This is a genomic window from Xylanimonas sp. McL0601, assembly GCF_049852175.1.
Classification (GTDB): domain Bacteria; phylum Actinomycetota; class Actinomycetes; order Actinomycetales; family Cellulomonadaceae; genus Xylanimonas.
This window is the reverse complement of record NZ_CP187527.1, coordinates 498,500-521,235: the sequence shown is the minus strand read 5'-3', so window position 1 is coordinate 521,235 and position 22,736 is coordinate 498,500. Positions and strand designations below refer to the sequence as shown.

Here is a 22,736-nt window from a genome sequence, read left to right as displayed (position 1 = left end):
GACGGGTAGCGTCGGGCCAGACCGCGCGCGAGGAGCGCCGACCGGACGGAGGACCAGGATGCAGGCCAGCGAGGCTCCGGGGTGACCACCCTGCTCGCCGTCCGCTCGCCCGTGGCGGGCGTCGTCATCGACGTCACCGAGATCCCGGACCCCGTCTTCTCGGCAGGCCTGGTAGGCCCGGGTGCCGCCGTGGCGCCCGACCCGGAGGCCGGCGGCACCGCCGTCGCGCCCATCGACGGCCGCCTCGTCAAGCTGCACCCGCACGCGTTCGTCGTCGCGGCCGACGACGGGCGCGCCGTGCTGGTGCACCTCGGGATCGACACGGTGGAGCTGCACGGCGCCGGGTTCGTGCTCCACGCCACCGAGGGGGCCCGCGTCACGGCCGGGCAGCCCGTGGTCGGCTGGGACCCCAGCGTGGTCCGCGCGGGCGGGCGGTCCCCGGTGGTGCCGGTGGTCGCGCTGGACGCCGAGGCAGCGTCGCTGGGCGACGTCGCCCCCGTCGGGGCGAAGCTGACGACGTCGGACGTGCTCTTCACGATCGCCTGACCCGGCTCCTTTCGACGTAGGCTGCCGCGCATGGTGCGCGCGGTGGTGTTCGACGTCGGCGAGACGCTCATCGACGAGACGCGGATCTGGACCCGCTGGGCCGAGCGGCTGGGCGTCCCGGCGCTGACGTTCCTCGGCGTGCTCGGCGGCTGCGCCGCGCTGGGCCTGCAGCACACGGACGCGTTCGCGATGGTGCGGCCGGGCCTCGACCTCGACGCCGAGGAAGCCGCGTGGGCCGCCGACGACCCCGACGGGCTGCGCAGCGGGTTCGACGCCGACGACCTGTACCCCGACGTCGTCCCCGCGCTCACCGCGCTGCGCGCCGCCGGGCTGCGGCTCGTGATCGCCGGCAACCAGCCGCCGCGCGCGCTCGCCGCGCTGCGGGCGATGAACCTGCCGGTCGACGAGATCCGCAACTCCGCGGAGCTCGGGGTCGAGAAGCCCGCGCCGGCGTTCTTCGCGGCGGCCGCCGAGCTCGCGGGCGTCCCGCCGCAGGAGATCGCCTACGTCGGCGACCGCACCGACAACGACGTGCTTCCCGCCGCCGACGCCGGCATGATCCCCGTGCTGATCCGCCGCGGCCCGTGGGGCTACCTGCACGCGCGGCGCCCCGAGGCGGCCCGCGCGCACGTCGTCGACTCGCTGCTGGAGCTGCCGCAGCTGCTGAAGGGCCTCACCGCGGCCTGACGGCGGCCCGGCGGCGACACGAAGGTGCGCCGCGAGCCAGGACCAGGCGCCCGTTCGCGCCATCGGGCCGAACGACCGTGACCTTGGGCCGATGCCGGTCTGCCGCTGCAGACCTAGCCTGAAAGGCATGGCCGCACCGGTGCGCGTAGTCGACATCCACGTGGTCGCCGACTCGACGGGCGACACGGGGGCGCGCGTCGCGCGCGCCGTCCAGGCCCAGTTCCCGGACCTCGAGGTCACCGTCGTCCGGCACCCCCGCATCCACGACTCGGCGGGCGCCGACGACGCCCTCGCGCTGCTGCGCGAGTCCCCTGCCGACGCCGTCGTGTTCTGCACCGTCGTCGACATCGCGCTGCACGACCGCATCGAGGCCGCGTGCGCGGAGCTCGGCGTCCCGTTCGCCGACCTCATGGCCCCCGCGCTCGACGCCGTCATCGCCCGCACGGGCCTGCGCCCCGCCCGCGTGGTGCAGCCCGTCGGCCTCGCGGCGGACTACTTCGAGCGCATCCACGCCATGGAGTTCGCCGTCGCGAACGACGACGGCAACCTCACCGACAGCCTGAACGAGGCGGAGATCGTGCTGGTCGGAGCCTCGCGCACCGGCAAGACGCCGCTCTCCATGTACCTCGGCTACCTCGGCTACCGCACCGCCAACGTGCCGCTCGTGACGGGGGTCGCTCCCCCGCCCGAACTGTTCGAGACCGACCCCTGGAAGATCGTCGGCCTCACCATCGACCCCGAGCGCCTGCTCGCGATCCGACGACGCCGCGTCGACCTCATGGGCGTGGGCGGCCGGGACGGCGGGCGGCTGGGGGGCTACGCGGACCTTGCCCGCATCTTCGACGAGCTCGACGAGGTGTCGCGGATACAGCGCCGCCTCGGCTGCCCGGTGCTCGACACCACCTCCCTCGCGCTGGAGGAGGCCGCCGGCCGGGTGATCGAGCTCGTCACCGCACGCCGTCGGGCGCACACCGCGTCCACACCGTCCACAGGCCAGCTCTCGGAAGGACCGGATCGATGACCACCTCGGCCACCACCCCCGCCGCCGCCCAGCCGGCGGCGCCGGACCACGGCTACCTCTACGACTTCTCCGAGGGCAACGCCGGGATGAAGTCCCTGCTCGGCGGCAAGGGCGCCGGTCTCGCCGAGATGACACGCATCGGCGTCCGCGTGCCCGACGGCTTCACGATCACCACGCAGGCGTGCGTCGCCACCATGAAGGCCGGCGGCACCTGGCCCGACGGCCTCTGGGAGAGCATCGAGGAGCGCCTCGACGCCCTGGAGAAGCGCACGGGCCGCACGCTCGGCGCGGCCGAGCGCCCCCTGCTCGTGTCGGTCCGCTCGGGCGCGGTGTTCTCGATGCCCGGCATGATGGACACCATCCTCAACCTGGGCATCGGCGACGAGGCCGCCGCGGGCCTCGCCGCCGAGACCGGCAGCGCCCGCTTCGCCTGGGACTCCTACCGCCGGTTCCTGCAGATGTACGGCGAGGTCGTCGAGAGGGTGCCGGCGCACGCGTTCGAGGACGAGCTCACCGCGCTCAAGGGCCGCCGCGGCGTCGCACACGACACGGACCTGACCGTCGAGGACCTCCAGGAGCTGGTCGCGACGTTCCGCCGGGTGGCCCGCACGCACGGAGCCGAGATCCCGAGCGACCCGCGTGAGCAGCTGCGCCGGTCCGTGAACGCCGTCTTCGCCTCGTGGGACAACCCGCGCGCCCGCGTGTACCGCGGCATCAACAACATCCCCGACGACCTGGGGACGGCCGTCAACGTGCAGCAGATGGTGTTCGGCAACCGCGGCGAGCACTCGGCGACCGGCGTCGCGTTCACGCGCAACCCGTCGACCGGGGCCAAGGAGCTCTACGGCGAGTTCCTGGTCAACGCGCAGGGCGAGGACGTCGTCGCCGGCATCCGCACGCCGCGCCCGCTCGCCGAGCTCGAGGCCGTGCTCCCGCAGGCCTACGGCCAGTTCCTCGACACGATGACGCTGCTCGAGGGCCACTACGGGGACATGCAGGACATCGAGTTCACGATCGAGGAGGGCAGGCTCTACCTGCTGCAGACCCGCAACGGGAAGCGCACCGCGGCCGCCGCGCTCAAGGTCGCGCGCGACATGGTCGACGAGGGCGTCATCGACCGCGACGCCGCCCTGCGCCGCATCGAGCCCGCGCAGCTCGACCAGCTGCTGCACCCGGGCCTCGACCCCGCGCACACGGCCACCCCCGTCACCCGCGGCCTCAACGCGTCGCCTGGCGCCGCCGTCGGCCGCATCGTGTTCGACGCCGACACCGCCGCCGAGCGGGGCAAGGACGGCGACGCCGTCGTCCTGGTGCGCTGGGAGACGACGCCCGACGACATCCACGGCGTCGTCGCCGCGCAGGGCGTGCTCACCGCGCACGGCGGCATGACGTCGCACGCCGCCGTCGTCGCGCGCGGCATGGGCAAGCCCTGCGTCGCCGGCGCGGGCGAGCTGCAGATCGACGTCGCCGCGAAGACCGTGACCATCGGTGACACCGTGCTCACCGACGCGGACACCATCACGCTCGACGGGTCCACCGGCAACGTCTACGTCGGCGCCCTCGAGCTGGTCCCGCCGCAGATCACCGACGACTTCCGCGAGGTCATCGGCTGGGCCGACGACGTGCGCCGCCTCGGGGTGCGCGCGAACGCCGACACCGGCCCCGACGCCGCCAAGGCGCGCGAGCTCGGCGCCGAGGGGATCGGGCTGTGCCGCACCGAGCACATGTTCATGGCCGCCGACCGGCTGCCCGTGGTGCAGCGCATGATCCTCGCGTCCGACGCCGGCGCGCGGGGCGCAGCCCTGGCCGACCTGCTGCCCATGCAGCAGGGCGACTTCGAGGAGATCTTCGAGGCCATGACCGGGCTGCCCGTCACGATCCGGCTCATCGACCCGCCGCTGCACGAGTTCCTGCCGGACCTCGTGGAGCAGTCGCTGCTGGTGCAGCGGCTCGAGGCGGCCGGTTCCACGCCGTCGGACGAGCTGGGCGCGGCGCGCGACCTGCTCGCCCACGTCAAGCGGCTGCACGAGCTCAACCCGATGCTCGGCACGCGCGGCGTCCGGCTGTCGCTGCTGTACCCCGAGATCTGCGAGATGCAGACGCGAGCCATCATCCGGGCCGCCATCGCAGTGCGCGCCCGGGGGCTGGACCCGCACGTGGAGATCATGGTGCCGCTGGTGGGCTTCGCGGAGGAGTTGCGCCGCATGCGCGCGGTGATCGTCGCGACGGCGGACGCCGAGCTCGCCGACGCGGGTGTGGCGCTCGACTACACCGTGGGCACCATGATCGAGCTGCCGCGCGCGGCGCTCACCGCGGACCGCATCGCCGAGCACGCGGACTTCTTCTCGTTCGGCACCAACGACCTCACCCAGACGGCCGTCGGCATCTCGCGCGACGACGCCGAGGGCTCGTTCCTCGCGGCGTACATCGAGGCGGGGATCGTGCCCGAGAACCCGTTCGCGTCGATCGACCCGGACGGCGTGGGCGAGCTGGTGCGGATCGGCGTCGCGAAGGGGCGTGAGACGAAGCCGGGGCTGAAGACGGGCGTCTGCGGCGAGCACGGCGGCGACCCGGCGAGCATCGCGCTGTTCGACGCGATCGGCCTGGACTACGTGTCGTGCAGCCCGTACCGCGTCCCGCTGGCCCGCCTGGCGGCGGCGCGGACGACGCTCGGCCCGGCCTGACCCGACGGGTTCTGGTCGGCGAGCTGCTCAGCCGCGGAGCGGGAGCGTCAGCTCCGCTGCGCCCTGCGCTGCGACCACGACGGGCACGCCCCAGTCCTGCTGGGCCAGGTGGCAGGCCGGGAACTCGCCCTCGGCGTCGCAGCTCGCGGCCTTCGCGGTCACGTGCAGCACGCCGTCCGCGACCGCCGGGTTGATGACGACGTCGCGGAACAGGTCCGTCCCGCTGCCCGCCCCCTCGAGCAGCAGCTCGGGAGGCGTGGCGCTGACCTGCAACGACGTGGACGGACCCCAGCGGTCGTCCAGCTTCTGGCCCGGCGCCGGCACGAACGGCACCTCCAGGCGCAGCGCCCCCGGCCCGACGGCGGTGGCCGGGCGCTGCGTGCGCCGCGCGCCGCCGTCGAGCACCTCGCCCGCGAGCGACGCCGGCAGCGCGACGCGCGTGAGCCGGTGCGCGGCGGACTCGACGACCAGGAGCCGGACGCTCGCCTGCCCTGAGCCGGTCGAAGGGTCGCCGTCCACCTCGACGAGCACGTCGGACGGCTCGGCGAGGCCCGTGGCGAGCGTGGTGACCTCGTTCGACACGGGGTCGAACCGGCGCAGCGCCCCGTTGTAGGTGTCCGCGACGACGACGGACCCGTCCGGCAGCACGGCCACCCCGAGCGGGTGCTGGAGCAGCGCCTGCTCGGCGGCGCCGTCGCGGTGCCCGAAGTCGAAGAGGCCCTGCCCGACGGCGGTCTCGATGGCCGCCCCCGCGCGCGCCGGGACGATGCGCCGCAGCGCCGACGTCTCGGAGTCGGCGAGCCACAGCGAGCCGTCGGCCGCCGGCGCGAGCCCGGACGGCTGCGCGAACCACGCCTCCCTGCCCGGCCCGTCCACGAGCCCCTCGTTCATCGTCCCCGCGAGGTGGAGCAGCGAGCCCTCCTTGCCGTCGAACGCCCACAGCGTGTGCGTCCCGGCCATGGCGACGACGAACGCAGCCAGCTCTTGCGACCACGCGACGTCCCAGGGCGACGAGAGCCGCACCATGGTCGGCGGGTACTTGCCGCCCGGCTCGAACGCTTGGGGCCGCTCGCCCGGCAGCGCGACGTTCTCCTGCCCGCCGACCATGAACTGCTCGCCGGTCCCGGCGACGGTGGTGACCTCGCCGGACTCGAGCGACACCCCGCGCAGCGCGTGGTTCACGGTGTCGGCGACGAGCACGTCGTAGCCGAGCGAGGGCCGCAGCTCGTCGGGCACCAGGCACAGCCCGTTGGGCTCGGAGAACCTCGCGACGTCGGCGGCCCCGTCCACCAGCCCGCGCTCACCGGACCCGATCCGCCGCACCAGCGTCTCGCCGTCAGGCAGCAGCTCGGCGAGCGAGTGGTGCCCGGCGTCCGCGACGAGCAGGTTCCCGCTGCCCAGCGTGATCGCCTTGGCCGGGAACCGCAGCGTGCCCGACGTCGGCGCGGGCGGCACGTACGGCCCGGCGCCGCGGTGCAGCGTCCCCTTGGCCTCGTGCTCGGCGACGAGATCGCGCACCAGCGCGGCCACGGCCGACGCGTGCCCCTCCCCCGCCATCTGCGCGACGACGTAGCCCTCGGGGTCGACCACGACGAGCGTCGGCCAGGCGCGCGCGGTGTAGGCGCCCCACGTGATCAGCTCGGGGTCGTCGAGGACCGGGTGCTCGACCGAGTACCGCTCGACGGCGGCCGCGAGCGCCACGGGGTCAGCCTCGTGCTCGAACTTGGGCGAGTGCACGCCGACGATCACGAGGACGTCGCGGTACTGCTCCTCGAGCTCGCGCAGCTCGTCGAGAACGTGCAGGCAGTTGATGCAGCAGAAGGTCCAGAAGTCCAGGACAGTGACACGACCCCGCAGGTCAGCCAGGGTGAGTGTCTTCCCACCGGTGTTCAGCCATCCCCGGCCGATCAGCTCGGACGCGCGCACCTTGGGGAGGAGGGTCGGGGAGCTCATCGGGCCATTGTGCAACCCGTCATGCGCCGTCAGGCACGCGGCGACTGTGATCTGCGCGGTCAGCGCCGGTTAGGCCCACCAGAGCCGATCCCGTCAGGCAGACAAGCCACGGGGCTGGTGCCACACCGCGCGCTCACGGGCCGTGGGCGGCCCGTCACTGCGCCCGCACCGCGCCGACGACGCGCACCACCACGGGCACGCCCTCGACGGCCGGCGGCACGTCCTTGCGCGCCCGCACCGAGTCCACGTTCACCTGCAGCACCCAGTCGCCCGGGCCGCCGCGCTGGGCCAGTCCCAAGCCGACGACGCCGTCCACCCGCGCCAGCGTGTCGCGCAGCGCGGGCTTGGCGGCGCGAGCTGCTTCGATCGTCGCCATCGTGGTCACCTCCAGGGAAGTCGTCTCCCATTCTCCCCTGCCTAGCACGTCCTGACACCGCGGATGGCCGACCGCGCTCATCCACTCGGCCCCCTCGGCCTGAGCCCGGCGTCGAGTTCGAGCGATCGTCGGAATTTCGAGCGCACGAGCGCTCGACCTCCCGACAAAAACTCGAACTCGGGTGGACCCCGTCAGCGGTCCGTGCGGTTCTCCGTGTCAGGGTGGGAGCCCGTGCGCTCGTCGCGGTTGAGGCCGTCGATCGCGGACATGTCGGCGTCGGGGAGCTCGAAACCGAAGACGTCCGCGTTCTCGACGATGCGCGCGGGTGTCGCCGACTTGGGGAAGACGACGTCGCCACGCTGCACGTGCCAGCGCAGCACCGCCTGGGCCGGCGTCACGCCGTGGCGGCGGGCCACCTCCGCGATGACGGGATCACCCAGCACGGACCCGCGGCCGAGCGGCGACCACGCCTCGGTGACGATGCCGTGCGCGGCGTCGAACGCCCGCACCGCGTCCTGTCGCAGGTACGGGTGGAGCTCGACCTGGTTGACGGCCGGCGCCACGGTCCCGGTCTCCAGGACGCGCTCGAGGTGCGCGGGCTGGAAGTTGGAGACGCCGATGGCCCGGGCCCGCCCGGACGCGAGGATCTCCTCGAGCGCCGCCCAGGCCTCGGTGTACCGCCCGACGGCAGGCATCGGCCAGTGGACGAGGAACAGGTCGAGGTAGCCGGTGCCCAGCTCCTCGAGCGAGCGGTCGAACGCCGCGAGGGCGTCGTCGTGCGCGTGGAACGCGTTGTTGAGCTTGCTGGTGACGAACACCTCGGCGCGCGGCAGCCCGCTCGCGGCGACGGCCTCGCCGACCTCGCGCTCGTTGCGGTACATCTGCGCGGTGTCGACGTGCCGGTACCCGGCCTCGAAGGCGCGGAGCACGAGGTCGCGCGTCTGCGCGGGCTGGAGCTTGTAGGTGCCGAACCCGAGCTGCGGGATCGCGACGCCGTTGTTCAACAGGATGCTGGGGATGCTCACCGCACCATGGTCCCTTCTCGACGTCGCGCCCGCCGACGGCCACAGTGGGGCCTGTGCCCGAAGCGACACTGACCGCCGTCATCGTTCCCGTCAGCGCGGCCGAGCCCGTCGTCGCCGGGCACCGGCTCCGTCTCGACCGCGCCGCGACCTGGGGTGTGCCGGCCCACGTCACCGTGCTGTTCCCGTTCGTCCCGCCCACGCTGGTGAACAACGAAGTCGTCCACCGGCTGGTGGACGTCTTCGCCGCGACGCTGCCCTTCGACTGCACGTTCGCCGAGTGTCGTTGGTTCGGCGACGACGTCCTGTGGCTCGCGCCCGACCGCGTGCAGGAGCTCCGCGACCTGACGCGCGCCGTCGTCCACCGCTTCCCCGCCCACCTGCCCTACCGCGGGCAGTTCGACGACGACGTCCCGCACCTGACCATCGGTGACACCCGGTACGGCACGACCGCAGACCTGCGCGCGGCCGAGGCGGACGTCCGCCGCCGGCTCCCCCTGGCCGCCCGCATCGACCACGCCCTGCTCGTCGCCGGCACCGACCACCCCCGCTCCTGGCACACCGTGGCGGAGCTGCCGTTCGGCACGGCGTCGCGCCGACCCGAGTCATCCGGGCTCAGGCGAGCGTGACGCCCAGCGCCTCGAGCACCGCGTCGATCGGGTTGACGTACGTCAGCCCCGAGCCGTCCGGGCCGCCCGTCTCCGAGCCGGCGAACAGCAGGCCCAGCGCGACGCCGTCCTCGCGGTACACCAGCGCCCCCGAGTCGCCGCCGCGCGAGAACGGCCCCGGCCCGGTCGCCTCCACCTCGATCTGGCCGTCGAAGCTCAGCACCCCCAGCTCGTCGCCGTAACCCACGACGACGTCGTCGAGCTCGATCGCGCTGACCCGCCCGCGGGTGAGCGACGTCGTGCGTCCCACCTTGGCGACGGCCTCCCCGCCCTGGGCTTCCGCCGTCGTCGTCACACGTCCGACCGGGTAGGTCGCGTCGACGCCGACGCCGACGCCGTCGTCGAGCAGCGCGAGCGCCGCGTCCACACGATGGTGCTCACCCGCGGCGAGCGGCGCCCACCGCGCGAGCGTGCCGATGCGGTCGCCTGGGGCGGTCCCGCCGTCCGCAGGCCCGGGCTGCACGACGACGTCGCCCGCCGCCGCGTCACGGGACCCCGCGAGCACGTGCCAGTTCGACAGGACGTACGGGCCCGCGTCGTCGGTCACGAACGCGCCCAGCGTCCCCGCCGTGACCGCGACGTTCGCGACGGAGACGCCGGGCCGCAGCGGCCGCGACCGGCCCGTCTCCCCCAGCGCGCGGGCGCTGACCACCGGCGGGCGCGGACGCGCGTCGGACAAGGTGCGGATGCGGCCGGTGCGACGCACGTCGGCCGCCTCACCGGCCTCGGCCGTCACCTTGCGCACCACTGCCCGCGCGGCCGGGACGCCCAGCCGGTACCGCACCGCGACGACGTACCCGCCGCCCTCGGCCGGGGCCAGGCCCAGGGAGAGCGTGGGCGCACGGACGGCGTCCGACGGCGTCGCGCCCTCCTCTGCCCCCGTGCCGACGGCGGACGCAGTCACCGCGCCGTAACGCTCGGCGAGCTCTCGCGCGAAGCCGTGCAGCTGGTCCTTCACGCGGCGTGCCTCCGCCAGGTCCATGAGCGTCATGGCGCCGAGTGTGGTGCACGGCACCGACAGGTCGCGGGCGGGCGCGCCGCCGCCCGGCCCGGGCGCTTACCGACTGAAAATTTTTCCCGTCGCGTGTCACGACCCGGGCCGGATGCCCTCCCTCCCCCCGTGACGCCGGACCCGCCCACGCCCGAAGTCGTCCCCGACGCGCCCTTTTCCCGGATTCCGCGTCATGAACCGCCCGCTCGGCGCTCATCTCGGCAGAGGGCCGCACGACGCCGCGACGAGGCGGCCGCGGCGGCCCACCACGCAGAAGGGGAACCGCCGGTGGTCCACCTCGGCAGCTCCGACCCGTCCGCGACATGCCCCGGCCCAGGGCAGCCCGCGGCATCCTCCGCGCAGCCCGCGGCATCCTCCGCGCCTCACGCGGCATCCTCCGCGCAGCCCGCGGCATCCTCCGCGCCTCACGCGGCATCCTCCGCGCAGGCACGTCCGGCGCCCCTCACCGTGACGCGCGACGACGTGCGAGCCGCGATCCTGTGGGCGCTCGAGAACGACGTCGCGACGCTGAACCTGCACCGCCACGTCGCCCACACCGTGATCGACGAGACGAGGCTGCGCCGCTCGGACGCCTACCTCGTCGCCACCTGGCGACAGGCGACCGGACCCGCGCTGGCGGCCGTCGGCGCGCGCCCCACCTGATCAGGCGGTCGCGGCCAGCAGCCTCTCGACGCGCGTCGTCCGGGCGCGCGCGGTGGCGAACACCGCCAGGGCGAGCCCGGCGACACCCCAGACCACGAGGCCCGCGACGGCCGCGCCGACCCCGTGGGCGGCCGGGACCACCAGGCCGACCACGGCCCGGCGCGCGGCACCGATCGCGAGCAGGTCGGCGATGCCGTTCAGCCAGACCGGGACCGTCGCCACGACGCCGGTCGCGATGACGAGCACGGCCATGAGCAGGCTGACGCCGCGCGCGAGATCGCCCAGCAGCAGGCTGAAGCCCTGGTGGAGCGCCACGAACACCACCGAGACGAGTGCCCCGAGCAGGACCGCGCCCGTCCAGCCTCCGGGTGACAGGTGCTCGACGCCCGCGAGGACGCCGCCGACGGCGGCGCCGGTCACCGCCGCGATCGTGGCGGGCAGCGCCAGGTCCGCGAGGGCGATCCGCATCGTGCCGCTGGTCGACCGGAGCGCACGGGCGCGCGACGGCCGCATCACCGTGGTGAGCGCGAGGGCGCCCAGCCACAGCGCGACGACCGCGAAGAGCGGCCCCGTCGAGCCGGTGTCGAGCGAGTCGTCCGCGGGCGCCGCGACGGGGTTCGCGACGACGGCGGCGAGCGTCGCACGGTCACCGTCGGAGTAGCTCGGGAGCTGGTCCACGGCCTGGCCCAGGCCGGTGGAGATCTGCCCAGCGCCCGTGGCGAGCCGACCCACGCCGTCCGCGAGGCCGCTCGCACCGCCCGCAACGCCGCCGGCGCCCGTGGCGAGCTGGCCGACGCCGTCCGCCAGGCCCGTCGCGCCCGACGCGACCTTGCGGACGCCACCGCTGAGCTGGGACGCGCCGTCGGCCAGCCGGCCGGCGCCCGACTGCAGACCGGACGCTCCGCTGCTCACCTGGGTGGCGCCGTCGGCGAGCCGGCCGAGGCCGATGGAGAGCTGCTGCGCGCCGGTCTGGAGACCGCCCGCGCCCTGGTCTGCTGCAGTACTGAGGCCGTTCGCGAGTGCGTGGAGGCTCTGCGCGCCGGTGCCCGGGTCGTCCGCCGCCGAGCCGGCAGCCGCGGTGAGCCCACCCGCGAGGGCGTTGAGCCCCGGACCGTCCTTGTCTCCGTCCGCGATGGCCAGCAGCGAGTCACGCAGCTGGACGAGCCCGGCCAGGCTCGAGCACGGCGGTGCGGTGTCCGTGATCGTGCAGCCCAGCTGGGTGAGCTGGTCGACCTGCTCCGAGAGTCCGTCGGCCATGGACTGGATGCCCGCCGCGTACCCGGCGACGCCCGCCGCCGCGGCTGAGATCCCGTCGGCAGCGTCCGACGCGCCGCCCGCGGCCGCGGCGAGCTTCGTCTTCAGCCCCCCGGCACCGTCCGCGAGCTGGTCCGCCCCGGCCTTGCTCTGCCCGATCCCCGCCGCGACCTGCCCGGCTCCGCTCGCGAGCTGCGAGCTGCCCGCCGCGAGCTGCGACGCACCGGACGCGAGCCCGGAGGCGCCGGCGGCGGCCTGGTCTGCGCCGCCCGCGAGCTGCGAAGCGCCGTCCGCCGCCGACGTCGCCCCGGCCTCCAGCCTGCTCGCCCCGCCGGCGAGCTGCGCGGCCCCGTCCGACGCCGACGTCGCGCCGTCCGCCAGCTGCGAGGCGCCGGCGGCTGCCTTCCCGAGCTGGTCGGACAGGGTGTTGAAGCCGACCAGCACGTTGTCCACGTAGGTCTGCGTGAGCGAGGACCCCATGACCGAGGTCGCGGTCGAGGCGACGAAGCGCGCGAGCACCGCGTCGGCCACGCGCCCGCCGGGCGGCGTGGCGACGTCGATGGTCGCCTGGCGCGCGGCCGAGGGGTCGGCGCTCCCGAACGAGGTCGCGGCCGCCGAGAAGTCCTTCGGGATGGTGATGACGGCGGCGTACGTGCCGTCGGCCAGCCCGGCCTTGGCGTGCGTCGCGCTCGTGAGCTCCCACTCGTAGGACGTGGTCGAGGCGGGCGCGGCCTTGAGCGTCTGCTCGGTGGCCGGCGCGGCCCCCGACACGAGCCCGGCCGCGAGCTGGCGCCCGAGCGGCACGAGCTGCCCGTTCACCGTCACGGGCTCGTCGTTGTTGACGATCGCGGCCCGGACCGTGTCGAGCCGCTCGGCCGGGTTCCACAGGGCTGCGAGCAGCAGCCCGAGCACCAGGATCGGGAGCAGCGCGACAGCGACGAGGCGCCAGACCCCGGTGCGCTCGCCGGTGCGGGTCAGGGCGTTCACTTCGACACCTCCGTGTCGTCGGTTCCGGTCGAGCCGGCGAGGGCGGAGCCGACCCGGGCGGTGGAGCCGCTCGGGACCATCGGCCAGCCCGCAGACGTTGTCTCGGCGGGTTCGGCCGACGCCGGAGCCGCCTGCGCGAGGTCCAGCAGCGGCGCCCCCGGCAGCAGGTCGGCCGCGTCGGCGCCCGTAGTGCCCACGAGCACCGCGACGCCGTCCGACTGCGCCGACTGCAGCACGAAGGCGAGCGCGTCGCGTCCGCCCCGGTCGCCCAGGGCGTGCGCGCGGAGCACGACGACGGCGCGCGGGCCGCTGCGCAGCGCCTCGACGACGCCGGTCGCGGCCGCCGTCGGGTGGGCGCCGTCGAACGACGATGCGTCGACCACGGCCACCCGGCCGCGCACCGCGGAGGCGCGCTCGGGCAGCACGTACCCGGCGACCTTGACCGCTCCGGCGTCGGGCTTGAGCCGCCCGGCGAGGGCCAGGAGGAGCGCGTCGGCCGCGGCAGCGGCGTCCGCCCGGACGACGAGCGCTCCGCCGTCGGGCACGCGGAGGGTCACAGGACCGACGACGCGCGTGCCGTCCGGCCCGTCGATCAGCAGGCCATGGGCCACGACGGCATCGGTGGACCCGGGCTCGGGCCACTCGGCGAGCGCGAGCTCCTTGGCCACGCCCGCACCCTCGACGTCGAAGTGCGGCAGCAGGCGGTCGAGCCAGCGCGGGATGTACCAGGCGTGCTCGCCGAGCAGCGCCATGACGGCAGGCACCAGCACCATGCGGACGGCGAACGCGTCGATCGCGACGCCCACGGCGAGGCCCAGCGCGATGGGCTTGAGGTTCATGTCGCCCTCGGGCACGAAGGCCGCGAACACGGCGAACATGATGACGGCGGCCGCGGTGACCACGGGGGCCGAGCCCCGGAAGCCGCTCAGCACCGCGCGCTTCGCGACGCCCGGCGTCGAGCGGTCGCCGTGGACGTAGTCCTCGCGCATGCGGGACACGAGGAACACCTCGTAGTCCATGGCCAGCCCGAAGAGCACGCCCATGAGGACGATCGGCATGAAGCTGATGATCGGCCCGGCGCGGGTGACGTTCAGGGGCCCGGCGAGGAACCCGTTCTGGAACACCAGGGTGACCACTCCGAAGGCTGCACCCACGCTCAGCAGGTAGCCGAGCGACGCCTTGATGGGCACCCAGATCGAGCGGAACACCATCGTGAGCAGCACCAGGCAGAGGCCGACGACGACGACGCCGAACGGCAGCAGGGCCGCCCCGAGCTTGGCTGAGACGTCGATGCCGACGGCGGTGAAGCCCGTGACCGAGATGTCGACGCCGTACTCCCGCTGGAAGTGCGGGCGCAGCGCCCGGATCTCGTGCACCAGGTCCTCGGTGGCGACCGACGTCGGGCCGCCCTCCGGGATGACCTGGATGATGCCCGTGTCCGCGGACTGGTTCGGCGTCGCGAGAGGCACGTCGGCCACGCCGGGCAGGTCGCGGATCTCGTCCGCCATGGCGTTCATGAGGCCGACCGGGTCGGTGCTGGTGACGATCGAGCCAGTGACGATGAGCGGGCCGTTGAAGCCCTCGCCGAACTCGTGGGAGATGAGGTCGTAGGTCACGCGGGCGCTCGAGTCGCGCGGGAGCACGCCGGCGTCGGGCAGCGCGAGGCGCAGGCTCGTGGCGGGCCACGCGAGCGCCCCGAGCGCGGCGACGACGAGCACGATGGTGACCACGGGCCGGCGGGTGACGACGTGGACCCAGCGGCCGAAGAAGCCGCCCGAGGCGTCCACGGCGGGCTTCGCCTTCTTCGCCCGGCGCGGCGCGCGGGCCTTGCGGGCCTTGGGGCGCACCCGCTCCCCGGCGAACCCGAGCAGCGCCGGCAGCAGCGTCAGCGACACCAGCACCGCGATGCCGACGCCCGCGGCGGCGGCCACGCCCATGACGGTGAGGAACGGGACCCCGGCGACACCGAGGCCCACGAGCGCGATCATCACGGTCAGACCCGCGAAGACGACGGCGGAGCCGGCGGTCGCCGTCGCGCGCGCCACCGACTCCTCGACCTCGAGGCCGTCGCGAAGCTGGTCGCGGTGTCGCGACACGATGAACAGTGCGTAGTCGATGCCGACGGCGAGGCCGAGCATCACCGCGAGCATCGGCGTCGTCGAGCCGATGGTGGCCACCGACGTCGCCGCGAACAGCAGGCCCATGCTCACGGCCACGCCGACCAGCGCGTTGACGAGCGGCAGCCCTGCCGCCACGAACGAGCCGAGCGTGAGCACCAGCACCACCAGGGCGACCAGCAGGCCCACACCCTCGATGACCGAGATCGCCGGGAACTCGGTGGCGAACAGCTGCCCGCCGAGCTCGGCGCGCGCGCCGTCGGGAAGCGCGGCCTGGAGCTGGCCGGCCTCCTCCTGGAGCGCCTCCTTGGTGGAGTCGAGGATCGAGCCGAGGTCGCCGTCGAGCTGCACCTGGAGGATCGTCGCGTTGCCGGCGTCGTTGACCGACGCCGCGAGGGTGTCGACGTACGGCGACGTCACGGCGACCACCTGGTCGATCCCGTCGAAAGCCTTCACGGCGGCCTCGACGGGTGCCTTCATGTCAGGGTCGGTGATCGCGCCGCCGTCGGGCGCGACGATCACGACCTGCGCGGACGCCCCGCTGACCTGCGGGAACGTCGCCGCGAGGCGCTCGAGCGCCTGGTTCGCCTCGGTGCCGGGGATCGTCACCTCGTTGTCGAGGCCCTGCATGAGCAGGCCCGCGGCGCCTCCCACCAGGGCGAGGATCACGACCCAGCCGACGACGACGAGGCGGCGGGCGCGCAGCGCCCAGCGGCCGAGCTGGTACAGGACGGAGGACATGCGTCTCCCAGAGCAGGCGTCGATGGCGGGGTTCGATACACGACTGTATCCGATACATCGCTGTATGGGTACACTCGAGGTGTGACAGAACTTCCCACGATCTCGGCCCGGCGGGAGCGCACGCGCGAGCGCCTGCTCGACGCCGCCGCGGAGGTGTTCGCGCGCGTGGGCTTCGGAGCTGCCTCGGTCGAGGCGATCGCGGAGGCCGCCGGCTTCACTCGCGGGGCGTTCTACTCGAACTTCGAGAGCAAGGAAGAGCTGTTCCTCGCCCTCACGGACCGGCAGGGTCGCCGGCACGTCGCCGCGCTCGAGGCCGCGGTCACTGCGCTCGACGCCGACGTCGTCGACGGGCACCACCTCGACAGCCGCCTCATCCGCTCGGTGCTCGCGGCGGTCACGGAGAGCAACGGTGCCGAGCACGGCTGGTACCCGATCACCGCCGAGTTCGAGCTGCTCGCGATGCGGGCCCCCGAGATCGGCGCCGCGTGGACGGCCCAGCAGCGCGCGATGCGGGCCGAGCTGACCACCGTGCTCACGCGCCTGCTCGACGGGCTCGGCCTGCGGTTCACGATCGACGCCGGGACCGCCGTCGAGCTGCTGCTCGGCGCGTGGGCGGCGAGCGCACGCGACGCGACGGTCGCGGGGGCGAAGGCGGTCGCGCCGGAAGCGCTGGAGGCGCTCGTGGACCTCCTGATCGCGAAGGCCTGAGCCCTCTTTCCCTCCGACGTCGAAAGGTCAGGTGCGGGGAGCCGGGTCGCCCGGCGCGCCCGGGCCTTCCGCCACGTCCCGCTGCGCAATCCTCGCCAGCATCGCGTTGTACTCGTGGAGCTCTGCGTCGCCGTCACGGTCGGCCTGGCGGTCGCGGCGGCGCGCCTCGCGCTCGTCCGACCGGGTCCAGAGGACGGCCACGGCGATCGCGAGCACGAGCGTCGGCAGCTCGCCGATGCCCCAGGCGATGCCGCCGCCGGCCTGCTGGTCGGCGATCGCGGACGGGCCCCACGGGCGGCCCATGTTGCCGAACCAGTCCGCGGCCAGCAGCGTCGTCTGCATCATGAGGGCCACGCCGAAGAACGCGTGGAACCCCATCGTGGCAAACAGCAGCACCAGCCGCTGCGGGTGGGCGGGCCGGTTCGGGCCGGGGTCGATGCCGATGAGCGCGTTGGCGAACAGGTACCCGGCGAGCGTGAAGTGGACGACCATCCACACGTGCCCGACGTGGGAGTGCAGCGACCAGTCGAACAGCGGCGTGTAGTAGAAGACGAGCATGCCCGCGACGAAGACGACGCCGGCCACGAGCGGCTGGGCCACGAACCGCCCCCAGCGCGAGTGCACGAACCCGAGCACCCACTCGCGCGGCCCGCGCGACCCGTCGCGTCGGCGCGGCACCGCGCGGAGCAGCAGCGTGACGGGCGCCGCGAGCACCAGCAGCATCGGCACCAGCAGTGCGAGCACCATGTGCTGCACCATGTGGGCGCTGAAGAGCACCTCGCCGTAGACGGTCGGGCCGCCGTTGGTGTCCCAGGCGATGACGGCGATGCCCAGGCACCACGCGAAGGTGCGGCCCACGGGCCAGCGGTCGCCGCGACGCGCAAGCCGCCGCACCCAGGTGAGGTAGACGACGACGGCGGCCACGCACGCGAACGTGAACAGCGGGTCGAGCCGCCACTCGGTGAACCAGCGCGACCCGATGAGCTCGGGCGGCAGCGGCGAGCCCGTGAGCTGGTAGGCCGAGCTGGTGTCGAGGGGGACGTCGTCGCGCACGGGCGGAGCGGAGGCGGCCAGCCCGACGGCGACGCCCATGACGGCACCCATGACGAGCAGCTCGACGGCGGCGAGCCGGGCGAAGAGCCACGCCTTGGCAGGCCCGAGGCGTGCCCCGCCGCGCCCTGGGCCGGACAGGTCGCGCAGCACCCGGCGGCGGTGGGCCCAGCCCAGCGCGCCCAGGCAGGCCAGCAGCACGGCCTTCGTGATGAGCAGGATCCCGTAGCGGGTACTGAGGTCGCCCGGGCCGGCGAGCCGGATCCACGCGGACACGATCCCGGAGAACCCGACGCCCACGATGCACCAGGAGGCGATGACGGAGAACCGTGGCACGGCCGCCTCCCAGCCCGCCCCGGCGTTGTCAGGCTCAGGGCGCGCCCCGGCGCCCCCTGGACCTGACACGTGAACCGTGGCCGCCGCGTCGTCAGCGCCACCGTTCGCTCCGGCGCGCCCTGGGCCTGACATGCGGCGGAGTGAGGTGACCACCAGCACCGCGATCGCGCCCAGGCCGCCCACCCACAGGGCCGCGCCCACGAGGTGCAGGAACATCGCCCCGATCGCGAGGCTGTGGCTCGCCGCCCCGGCCGCGTGGCCCGTCGACGCCTGGAACGCGAACGCCGCCAGCGGCAGCACACACGTGAACAGCGCGCCCACGGCACCCCGGACCGCGAGCGCCAGCACCGACGTAGCAGCCGCGAGGATCACGATCTTCAGGCCTGTGCGCCCCAGCTCGATCTCCGTGAGGTACTGCCACAGACCGGTCCCGAAGCCCGGTGCGTCGAGCCGCGTCGCGGAGATCTCGGCGAACTGGAGCACCAGCCCGAGCACGCCGGCCAGCGCCCACGCCGCCGCGGCCACCCCCGCCGTCGAGAGCGCGGTGCGCTGCAGTCGTCCCGGGGGCACCAGAGCCGCCGCGGTCACGAGCGCGCCGAGCGTGAGTGCCGAGGACAGCTCGGTCAGCACGTTCAGGACCGGCAGTCCCCAGCGCACGACGGCGCCCGCGTCGGCGAAGCCGGCGAGCGCCGCGAAGGCGCCGGTGAAGGCTCCCCCGCTCAGGGCCGCCGCCAGCGCGACGACCACCGCTGCCGGCACGGCCGCGACGAGCCACCACGCGCGGCGGCGCGGGCTCGCGGCGGGGGCGGCGAGGTCGTCGGGGGCGGTGCGAACGGTCACGCGACCAGGGTAGGCGGGGTCGGGCGCCGCCCGGACCGCCGTCGTCCCGGATGTGACCGACGCCGCGGATCAGCCGGGGGGAAGGCGCGCGCAGCCCGGCTGGTCAGCACTCCAATACCGGGCCCCCCTCAGAGCCAGACCAGGCCGCGGGACGGCTCCGCCAGCACACGTGCGACGTCTGCCAGGAAGCGGGCTCCGAGCTCGCCGTCGACGAGCCGGTGGTCGAAGCTCAGCGCGAGCTGGGTGACCCAGCGGGGCTTGATCTTCCCCTTGTGGACCCACGGCTGCTGGCGGATCGCGCCGAACGCCAGGATCCCAGCCTCGCCCGGGTTGAGGATCGGCGTGCCGGTGTCGATGCCGAAGACGCCCACGTTGGTGATCGTGATCGTTCCGTCGGACATGTCCGCGGGGGTGGTGCGGCCGGCACGCGCGGTTGCCGTGAGGTCGGCGATCGCCTGGGCGAGGTGGAGCAGGTCGAGGCGGTGGGCGTCCTTGACGTTGGGAACCACCAGGCCTCGCGGGGTCGCGGCGGCGATCCCGAGGTTCACGTAGTGCTTGAAGACGATCTCCTGGGCGTCCTCGTCCCAGCTCGCGTTGATCTCCGGGTGCCGGTTGACGGCCATGAGCACGGCCTTGGCGGCGATCAGCAGCGGGGTGACGCGCACGCCGGCGAACTCGCGGTCCTCCTTGAGAGAGGCCACGAGGCGCATGGTCTTGGTGACGTCGACCGTCTGGAACACCGTGACGTGCGGCGCCGTGAACGCGCTCGCGACCATCGCCTCGGCGGTGCGCTTGCGCACGCTCTTGACGGGCACGCGCGTGCGACGACCGTCGGGCGAGACGGAGCCGGACGCGAGCCACGGCCGGTCGTCGTCGGCGTACGTGGCGAGCGCCTGCGGCTTGGCGGCCTCGGCCTGCGCGACGACGTCCTCGCGCGTCACGATCCCGCCCGGGCCCGTGGGCAGCACCGACGCGAGGTCGACGCCCAGGTCCTTGGCGAGCTTGCGGACCGGCGGCTTTGCGAGCACGCGCCCGAACGTGGCGTTCGAGCCGGGCGCGGCGGGGACGGAGATGGCGCCGCCGTCCGGGGCGACGCGGCCGCTGCTCGGGCCGCCGTTCGCGGAGGCCTTCGGGAGCGCCGGTGCGGGCGGCGGGGTGGTTTCGACACGCTCGACCACCGGGGCCGGCGCGGGGGCGGCGGCGGCCACCGGGGCGGCCGCAGACGCCGTCGGCTCGCTCGGCGCGGCGGTGCGGCGGCGGCGTCGGCCTGCGCCGGACTGGTCCGCCGTCCCGTAGCCGACCAGCACCGAGCCCGAGCCCGACCCCGTTGCGGCGGGGGCGGGGGCGGCTGCGGGGGCAGGGGCGGCAGCGGGCGCGGCCGCCGGCGCGACCGCCCCGGACGACACCTCGATGATCGCGGTGCCGACGTCGACGGTGTCACCCTCCTCGACCAGCAGCGCCGTCACCGTCCCAGCCCAGGGGGAGGGCAGCTCGACCAGCGACTTGGCCGTCTCGATCTCGACGATCACCTGGTTCACGGCCACGGTGTCGCCGGGCTTCACGCGCCACTCGACGATCTCGGCCTCGGTGAGCCCCTCGCCGACGTCGGGCAGGGGAAAACGCTGCGTGCTCACGGGTGTCCTCTCTCCGGACCGGGTCAGTAGGCGAGTGCGCGGTCGACGGCGTCGAGGACGCGGTCCACGCTCGGCAGGTAGTCGTGCTCGAGCTTCGCGACCGGGTAGGGCGCGTGGAAGCCGCCGACGCGGATGACGGGCGCCTCGAGGTGGTGGAAGGCCTCCTCGGTCACGCGGGCCGCGACCTCGGCGCCCACGCCGTGCACCGTCGGCGCCTCGTGCACGACGACGCAGCGGCCCGTGCGCCGCACGCTCGCGACGACGGCAGGGACGTCCAGCGGCGAGATGGCGCGCAGGTCCACGACCTCGGCGCTCGTGCCCTCGGCGGCGAGCTCGTCGGCGGCCTTGAGCGCCGTCGCGACGGTGGGCCCGTAGGCGACGAGCGTCACGTCGGTGCCCGGCCGGGCGACGCGCGCGGTGTCGAGGATCCCGGGCGCCGGGGGTGCGTCGAGGTCCACCTCGCCCTTGGACCAGTACCGGCCCTTGGGCTCGAAGAAGATCACCGGGTCGGGCGAGGTCACGGCCGCGCGGATCATGTCGTACGCGTCCTGCGGCGTCGACGGCGAGACCACGCGCAGACCTGCCGTGTGCGCGAACAGCACCTCGGGCGACTCGGAGTGGTGCTCGACGGCGCCGATGCCGCCGCCGAACGGGATGCGGATGACGACGGGCACCCGGAGGCGGCCGCGCGAGCGGTAGTGCATCTTCGCGAGCTGCGTCGTGATCTGGTCGAAGGCCGGGAACACGAAACCGTCGAACTGGATCTCGCAGACCGGCCGGTACCCGCGCAGCGAGAGGCCGATCGCGGTGCCGACGATGCCGGACTCGGCCAGGGGCGTGTCGACGACGCGGTCCTCGCCGAACTCGGCCTGCAGCCCGTCGGTCACGCGGAACACGCCGCCGAGCCGGCCGATGTCCTCGCCCATGACCATGACCTTGCCGTCGGCCGCCATGGCGGCGCGCAGGCCGAGGGTGATCGCCTTGGCGAAGGTGAGGGTCTGCCTGCCGGTGAACGCCGTCGTGGCCCGGGTCAGGGTCGTGCTCGTCATCGCGAAGCCTCCGTCACGTCCTGCTCGTACTCGGCCAGCCAGGCGCTCTCGTCGGCGACGGTCGCGTGCGGGGTGGCGTACACGTTCTCGAACATCGCCGCCGTGGGCGGCGCCCCGAGGGTCCGCACCTCGACGCGCATGCGCTCGCCGAGAGCCTCCGCCTCCGCCTCGAGGGCGGCGGCCCACGCCTCGTCCCACTCGCCCTCGGCCCGCAGGTGCGCGGCCAGCCGGTCGAGCGGGTCGCGGCGGCGCCAGTACTCCTCCTCGTCGCGCTCGCGGTAGCGCGTCGGGTCGTCCGACGTCGTGTGCGCGCCCATGCGGTAGGTGAACGCCTCGACCAGCGTGGGGCCGCCGCCCGAGTGCGCCCGCTCGAGCGCCTCGAGGGTGACGGCGTAGCAGGCCAGCACGTCGTTGCCGTCGACGCGCACGCTCGGGATGCCGTACCCGAGGCCGCGGTCCGCGAACGGCACCTTGGACTGGCGGGTGGTCGGCTCGGAGATGGCCCACTGGTTGTTCTGCAGAAAGAACACCGTCGGGGCGTCGTTCACCGCCGCGAACACCATGGCCTCGTGGATGTCGCCCTGGGAGGTGGTGCCGTCACCGAAGTAGACGACGACGGCGGTGTCCCGGGTGGGGTCCCCGGTGCCGACCAGGCCGTCGCGCTGGACGCCCATGGCGTATCCGGTCGCGTGCAGCGCCTGCGAGCCGAGGACGAGCGTGTACAGGTGCGCGTTGTGCTCGGCCGGGTCCCAGCCGCCGTGGTCCTGGCCGCGGAACAGGCGCAGGCGTTCGATCGGGTCGACGCCGCGCACGTGCAGAACGCCGTGCTCGCGGTAGCTGGGGAAGACGTAGTCCTGCGGCGCGAGCGCGGACGCAGAGCCGACCTGGGCGGCCTCCTGGCCCCTGGACTGCGCGTAGAGGGCCAGCTCGCCCTGCCGCTGCAGCGCGGTGGCCTCGTCGTCGAACCGGCGCGTGAGGACCAGGTCGCGGTACATCCCGCGCAGGTCGTCACCGGTCAGGTGCGCCACACGGTCGCGGTACGTCGCGTTCTCGGTGGTGCTGACCCGCACGCCGTCGGCGTCGAGGAGCTGTACCAGCCCCGCCTCGCCCCTGCCCTTGTCGCTCACGCCCACTCCCTCCGGGAACCTACGGTCTCGTAGCCTACGCAAGCGTAGGTTGCGCTGCAGCACGGATGAAGCCCCATGCGGAGCTAACGCTTTCGGGTGCGCTTTGGAGGGTTCCCACAACGCCCGCGGGGGCGGCGCCACAAGGCGGCGCCACGGTCGGGCGCGCGACACGCCGGGACCGACCGCACCGGCGCACGTGGCTCGTCCGTGCCATGGTGAAGGTTGAGGGGTCAAACAAATCGCCACCCAGCCCGGAGCCAACGAGCACACGGAAGGAGGCCG

General features: G+C 74.3%; 17 protein-coding genes. 7 read left to right on the top strand and 10 right to left on the bottom strand.

Going from position 1 to position 22,736, the window contains the following annotated elements; translation table 11 throughout:
- Positions 1–81: 81 nt before the first annotated feature.
- The 4 genes from ACO4JP_RS02335 (at position 82) to ppdK (ending at position 4,938) form a co-directional block, all read left to right on the top strand.
- A complete protein-coding gene (locus ACO4JP_RS02335; RefSeq protein ID WP_425955790.1) occupies positions 82–546 on the top strand; it encodes a PTS sugar transporter subunit IIA in 465 nt (154 codons plus the stop codon).
- 30 nt (positions 547–576) lie between these two features.
- The gene (locus tag ACO4JP_RS02330) at positions 577–1,233 is read left to right on the top strand and encodes an HAD family hydrolase (RefSeq protein ID WP_425955789.1); all 657 of its coding nucleotides are present in this window, start codon (positions 577–579) and stop codon (positions 1,231–1,233) included.
- Between the two features lie 127 nt (positions 1,234–1,360).
- The gene (locus ACO4JP_RS02325; protein WP_425955788.1) at positions 1,361–2,254 is read left to right on the top strand and encodes a pyruvate, water dikinase regulatory protein; all 894 of its coding nucleotides are present in this window, start codon (positions 1,361–1,363) and stop codon (positions 2,252–2,254) included.
- Positions 2,251–4,938, top strand: coding sequence for a pyruvate, phosphate dikinase (ppdK, locus tag ACO4JP_RS02320; protein WP_425955787.1), 2,688 nt, complete (start codon positions 2,251–2,253; stop codon positions 4,936–4,938). Before ACO4JP_RS02325 ends, ppdK begins: the two co-directional genes overlap by 4 nt.
- A gap of 27 nt (positions 4,939–4,965) precedes the next feature.
- Here the strand turns inward: ppdK and ACO4JP_RS02315 are convergent, their stop codons facing one another.
- The 3 genes from ACO4JP_RS02315 to ACO4JP_RS02305 form a co-directional block, all read right to left on the bottom strand.
- Positions 4,966–6,891, bottom strand: a complete 1,926-nt coding sequence (locus ACO4JP_RS02315; protein WP_425955786.1) for an NHL domain-containing thioredoxin family protein — start codon at positions 6,889–6,891, stop codon at positions 4,966–4,968.
- A 154-nt stretch (positions 6,892–7,045) separates the two neighbouring features.
- The gene (locus ACO4JP_RS02310) at positions 7,046–7,267 is read right to left on the bottom strand and encodes a hypothetical protein (RefSeq protein ID WP_425955785.1); all 222 of its coding nucleotides are present in this window, start codon (positions 7,265–7,267) and stop codon (positions 7,046–7,048) included.
- Between the two features lie 191 nt (positions 7,268–7,458).
- Complete coding sequence (locus tag ACO4JP_RS02305) at positions 7,459–8,292, bottom strand: aldo/keto reductase (RefSeq protein ID WP_425955784.1); 834 nt, start codon at positions 8,290–8,292, stop codon at positions 7,459–7,461.
- Between the two features lie 53 nt (positions 8,293–8,345).
- On the opposite strand from ACO4JP_RS02305, the gene ACO4JP_RS02300 reads away from it, so the two are divergent.
- A complete protein-coding gene (locus tag ACO4JP_RS02300; protein ID WP_425955783.1) occupies positions 8,346–8,918 on the top strand; it encodes a 2'-5' RNA ligase family protein in 573 nt (190 codons plus the stop codon).
- On the opposite strand, the gene ACO4JP_RS02295 is transcribed toward ACO4JP_RS02300, so the two are convergent.
- Complete coding sequence (locus tag ACO4JP_RS02295) at positions 8,905–9,948, bottom strand: hypothetical protein (protein WP_425955782.1); 1,044 nt, start codon at positions 9,946–9,948, stop codon at positions 8,905–8,907. The genes ACO4JP_RS02300 and ACO4JP_RS02295 overlap by 14 nt on opposite strands.
- A 483-nt stretch (positions 9,949–10,431) precedes the next feature.
- On the opposite strand from ACO4JP_RS02295, the gene ACO4JP_RS02290 reads away from it, so the two are divergent.
- A complete protein-coding gene (locus tag ACO4JP_RS02290; RefSeq protein ID WP_425955781.1) occupies positions 10,432–10,611 on the top strand; it encodes a hypothetical protein in 180 nt (59 codons plus the stop codon).
- On the opposite strand, the gene ACO4JP_RS02285 is transcribed toward ACO4JP_RS02290, so the two are convergent.
- Together ACO4JP_RS02285 and ACO4JP_RS02280 are read right to left on the bottom strand one after the other, a co-directional pair.
- Positions 10,612–12,852 (bottom strand): YhgE/Pip domain-containing protein, encoded by a 2,241-nt coding sequence (locus ACO4JP_RS02285; RefSeq protein ID WP_425955780.1) that lies wholly within the window; start codon positions 12,850–12,852, stop codon positions 10,612–10,614.
- Entirely contained in the window at positions 12,849–15,710 is a 2,862-nt protein-coding gene (locus tag ACO4JP_RS02280; RefSeq protein WP_425955779.1) for an MMPL family transporter, read from the bottom strand. Before ACO4JP_RS02280 ends, ACO4JP_RS02285 begins: the two co-directional genes overlap by 4 nt.
- Before the next feature lie 81 nt (positions 15,711–15,791).
- On the opposite strand from ACO4JP_RS02280, the gene ACO4JP_RS02275 reads away from it, so the two are divergent.
- Positions 15,792–16,418, top strand: a complete 627-nt coding sequence (locus tag ACO4JP_RS02275) for a helix-turn-helix domain-containing protein (RefSeq protein ID WP_425955778.1) — start codon at positions 15,792–15,794, stop codon at positions 16,416–16,418.
- 27 nt (positions 16,419–16,445) lie between these two features.
- Here the strand turns inward: ACO4JP_RS02275 and ACO4JP_RS02270 are convergent, their stop codons facing one another.
- The 4 genes from ACO4JP_RS02270 to pdhA all read right to left on the bottom strand — a co-directional run bounded on the left by ACO4JP_RS02270 (position 16,446) and on the right by pdhA (position 22,454).
- On the bottom strand, positions 16,446–18,644 hold the full coding sequence (locus tag ACO4JP_RS02270) for a cytochrome c oxidase assembly protein (RefSeq protein ID WP_425955777.1): 2,199 nt from the start codon (positions 18,642–18,644) through the stop codon (positions 16,446–16,448).
- Positions 18,645–18,772: 128 nt separating this feature from the next.
- Entirely contained in the window at positions 18,773–20,278 is a 1,506-nt protein-coding gene (locus ACO4JP_RS02265) for a dihydrolipoamide acetyltransferase family protein (RefSeq protein ID WP_425955776.1), read from the bottom strand.
- A 23-nt stretch (positions 20,279–20,301) separates the two neighbouring features.
- The gene (locus tag ACO4JP_RS02260) at positions 20,302–21,327 is read right to left on the bottom strand and encodes an alpha-ketoacid dehydrogenase subunit beta (protein ID WP_425955775.1); all 1,026 of its coding nucleotides are present in this window, start codon (positions 21,325–21,327) and stop codon (positions 20,302–20,304) included.
- Complete coding sequence (gene pdhA, locus ACO4JP_RS02255) at positions 21,324–22,454, bottom strand: pyruvate dehydrogenase (acetyl-transferring) E1 component subunit alpha (protein WP_425955774.1); 1,131 nt, start codon at positions 22,452–22,454, stop codon at positions 21,324–21,326. The genes ACO4JP_RS02260 and pdhA overlap by 4 nt, the downstream gene beginning before the upstream one ends.
- Between the last annotated feature and the right edge of the window lie 282 nt (positions 22,455–22,736).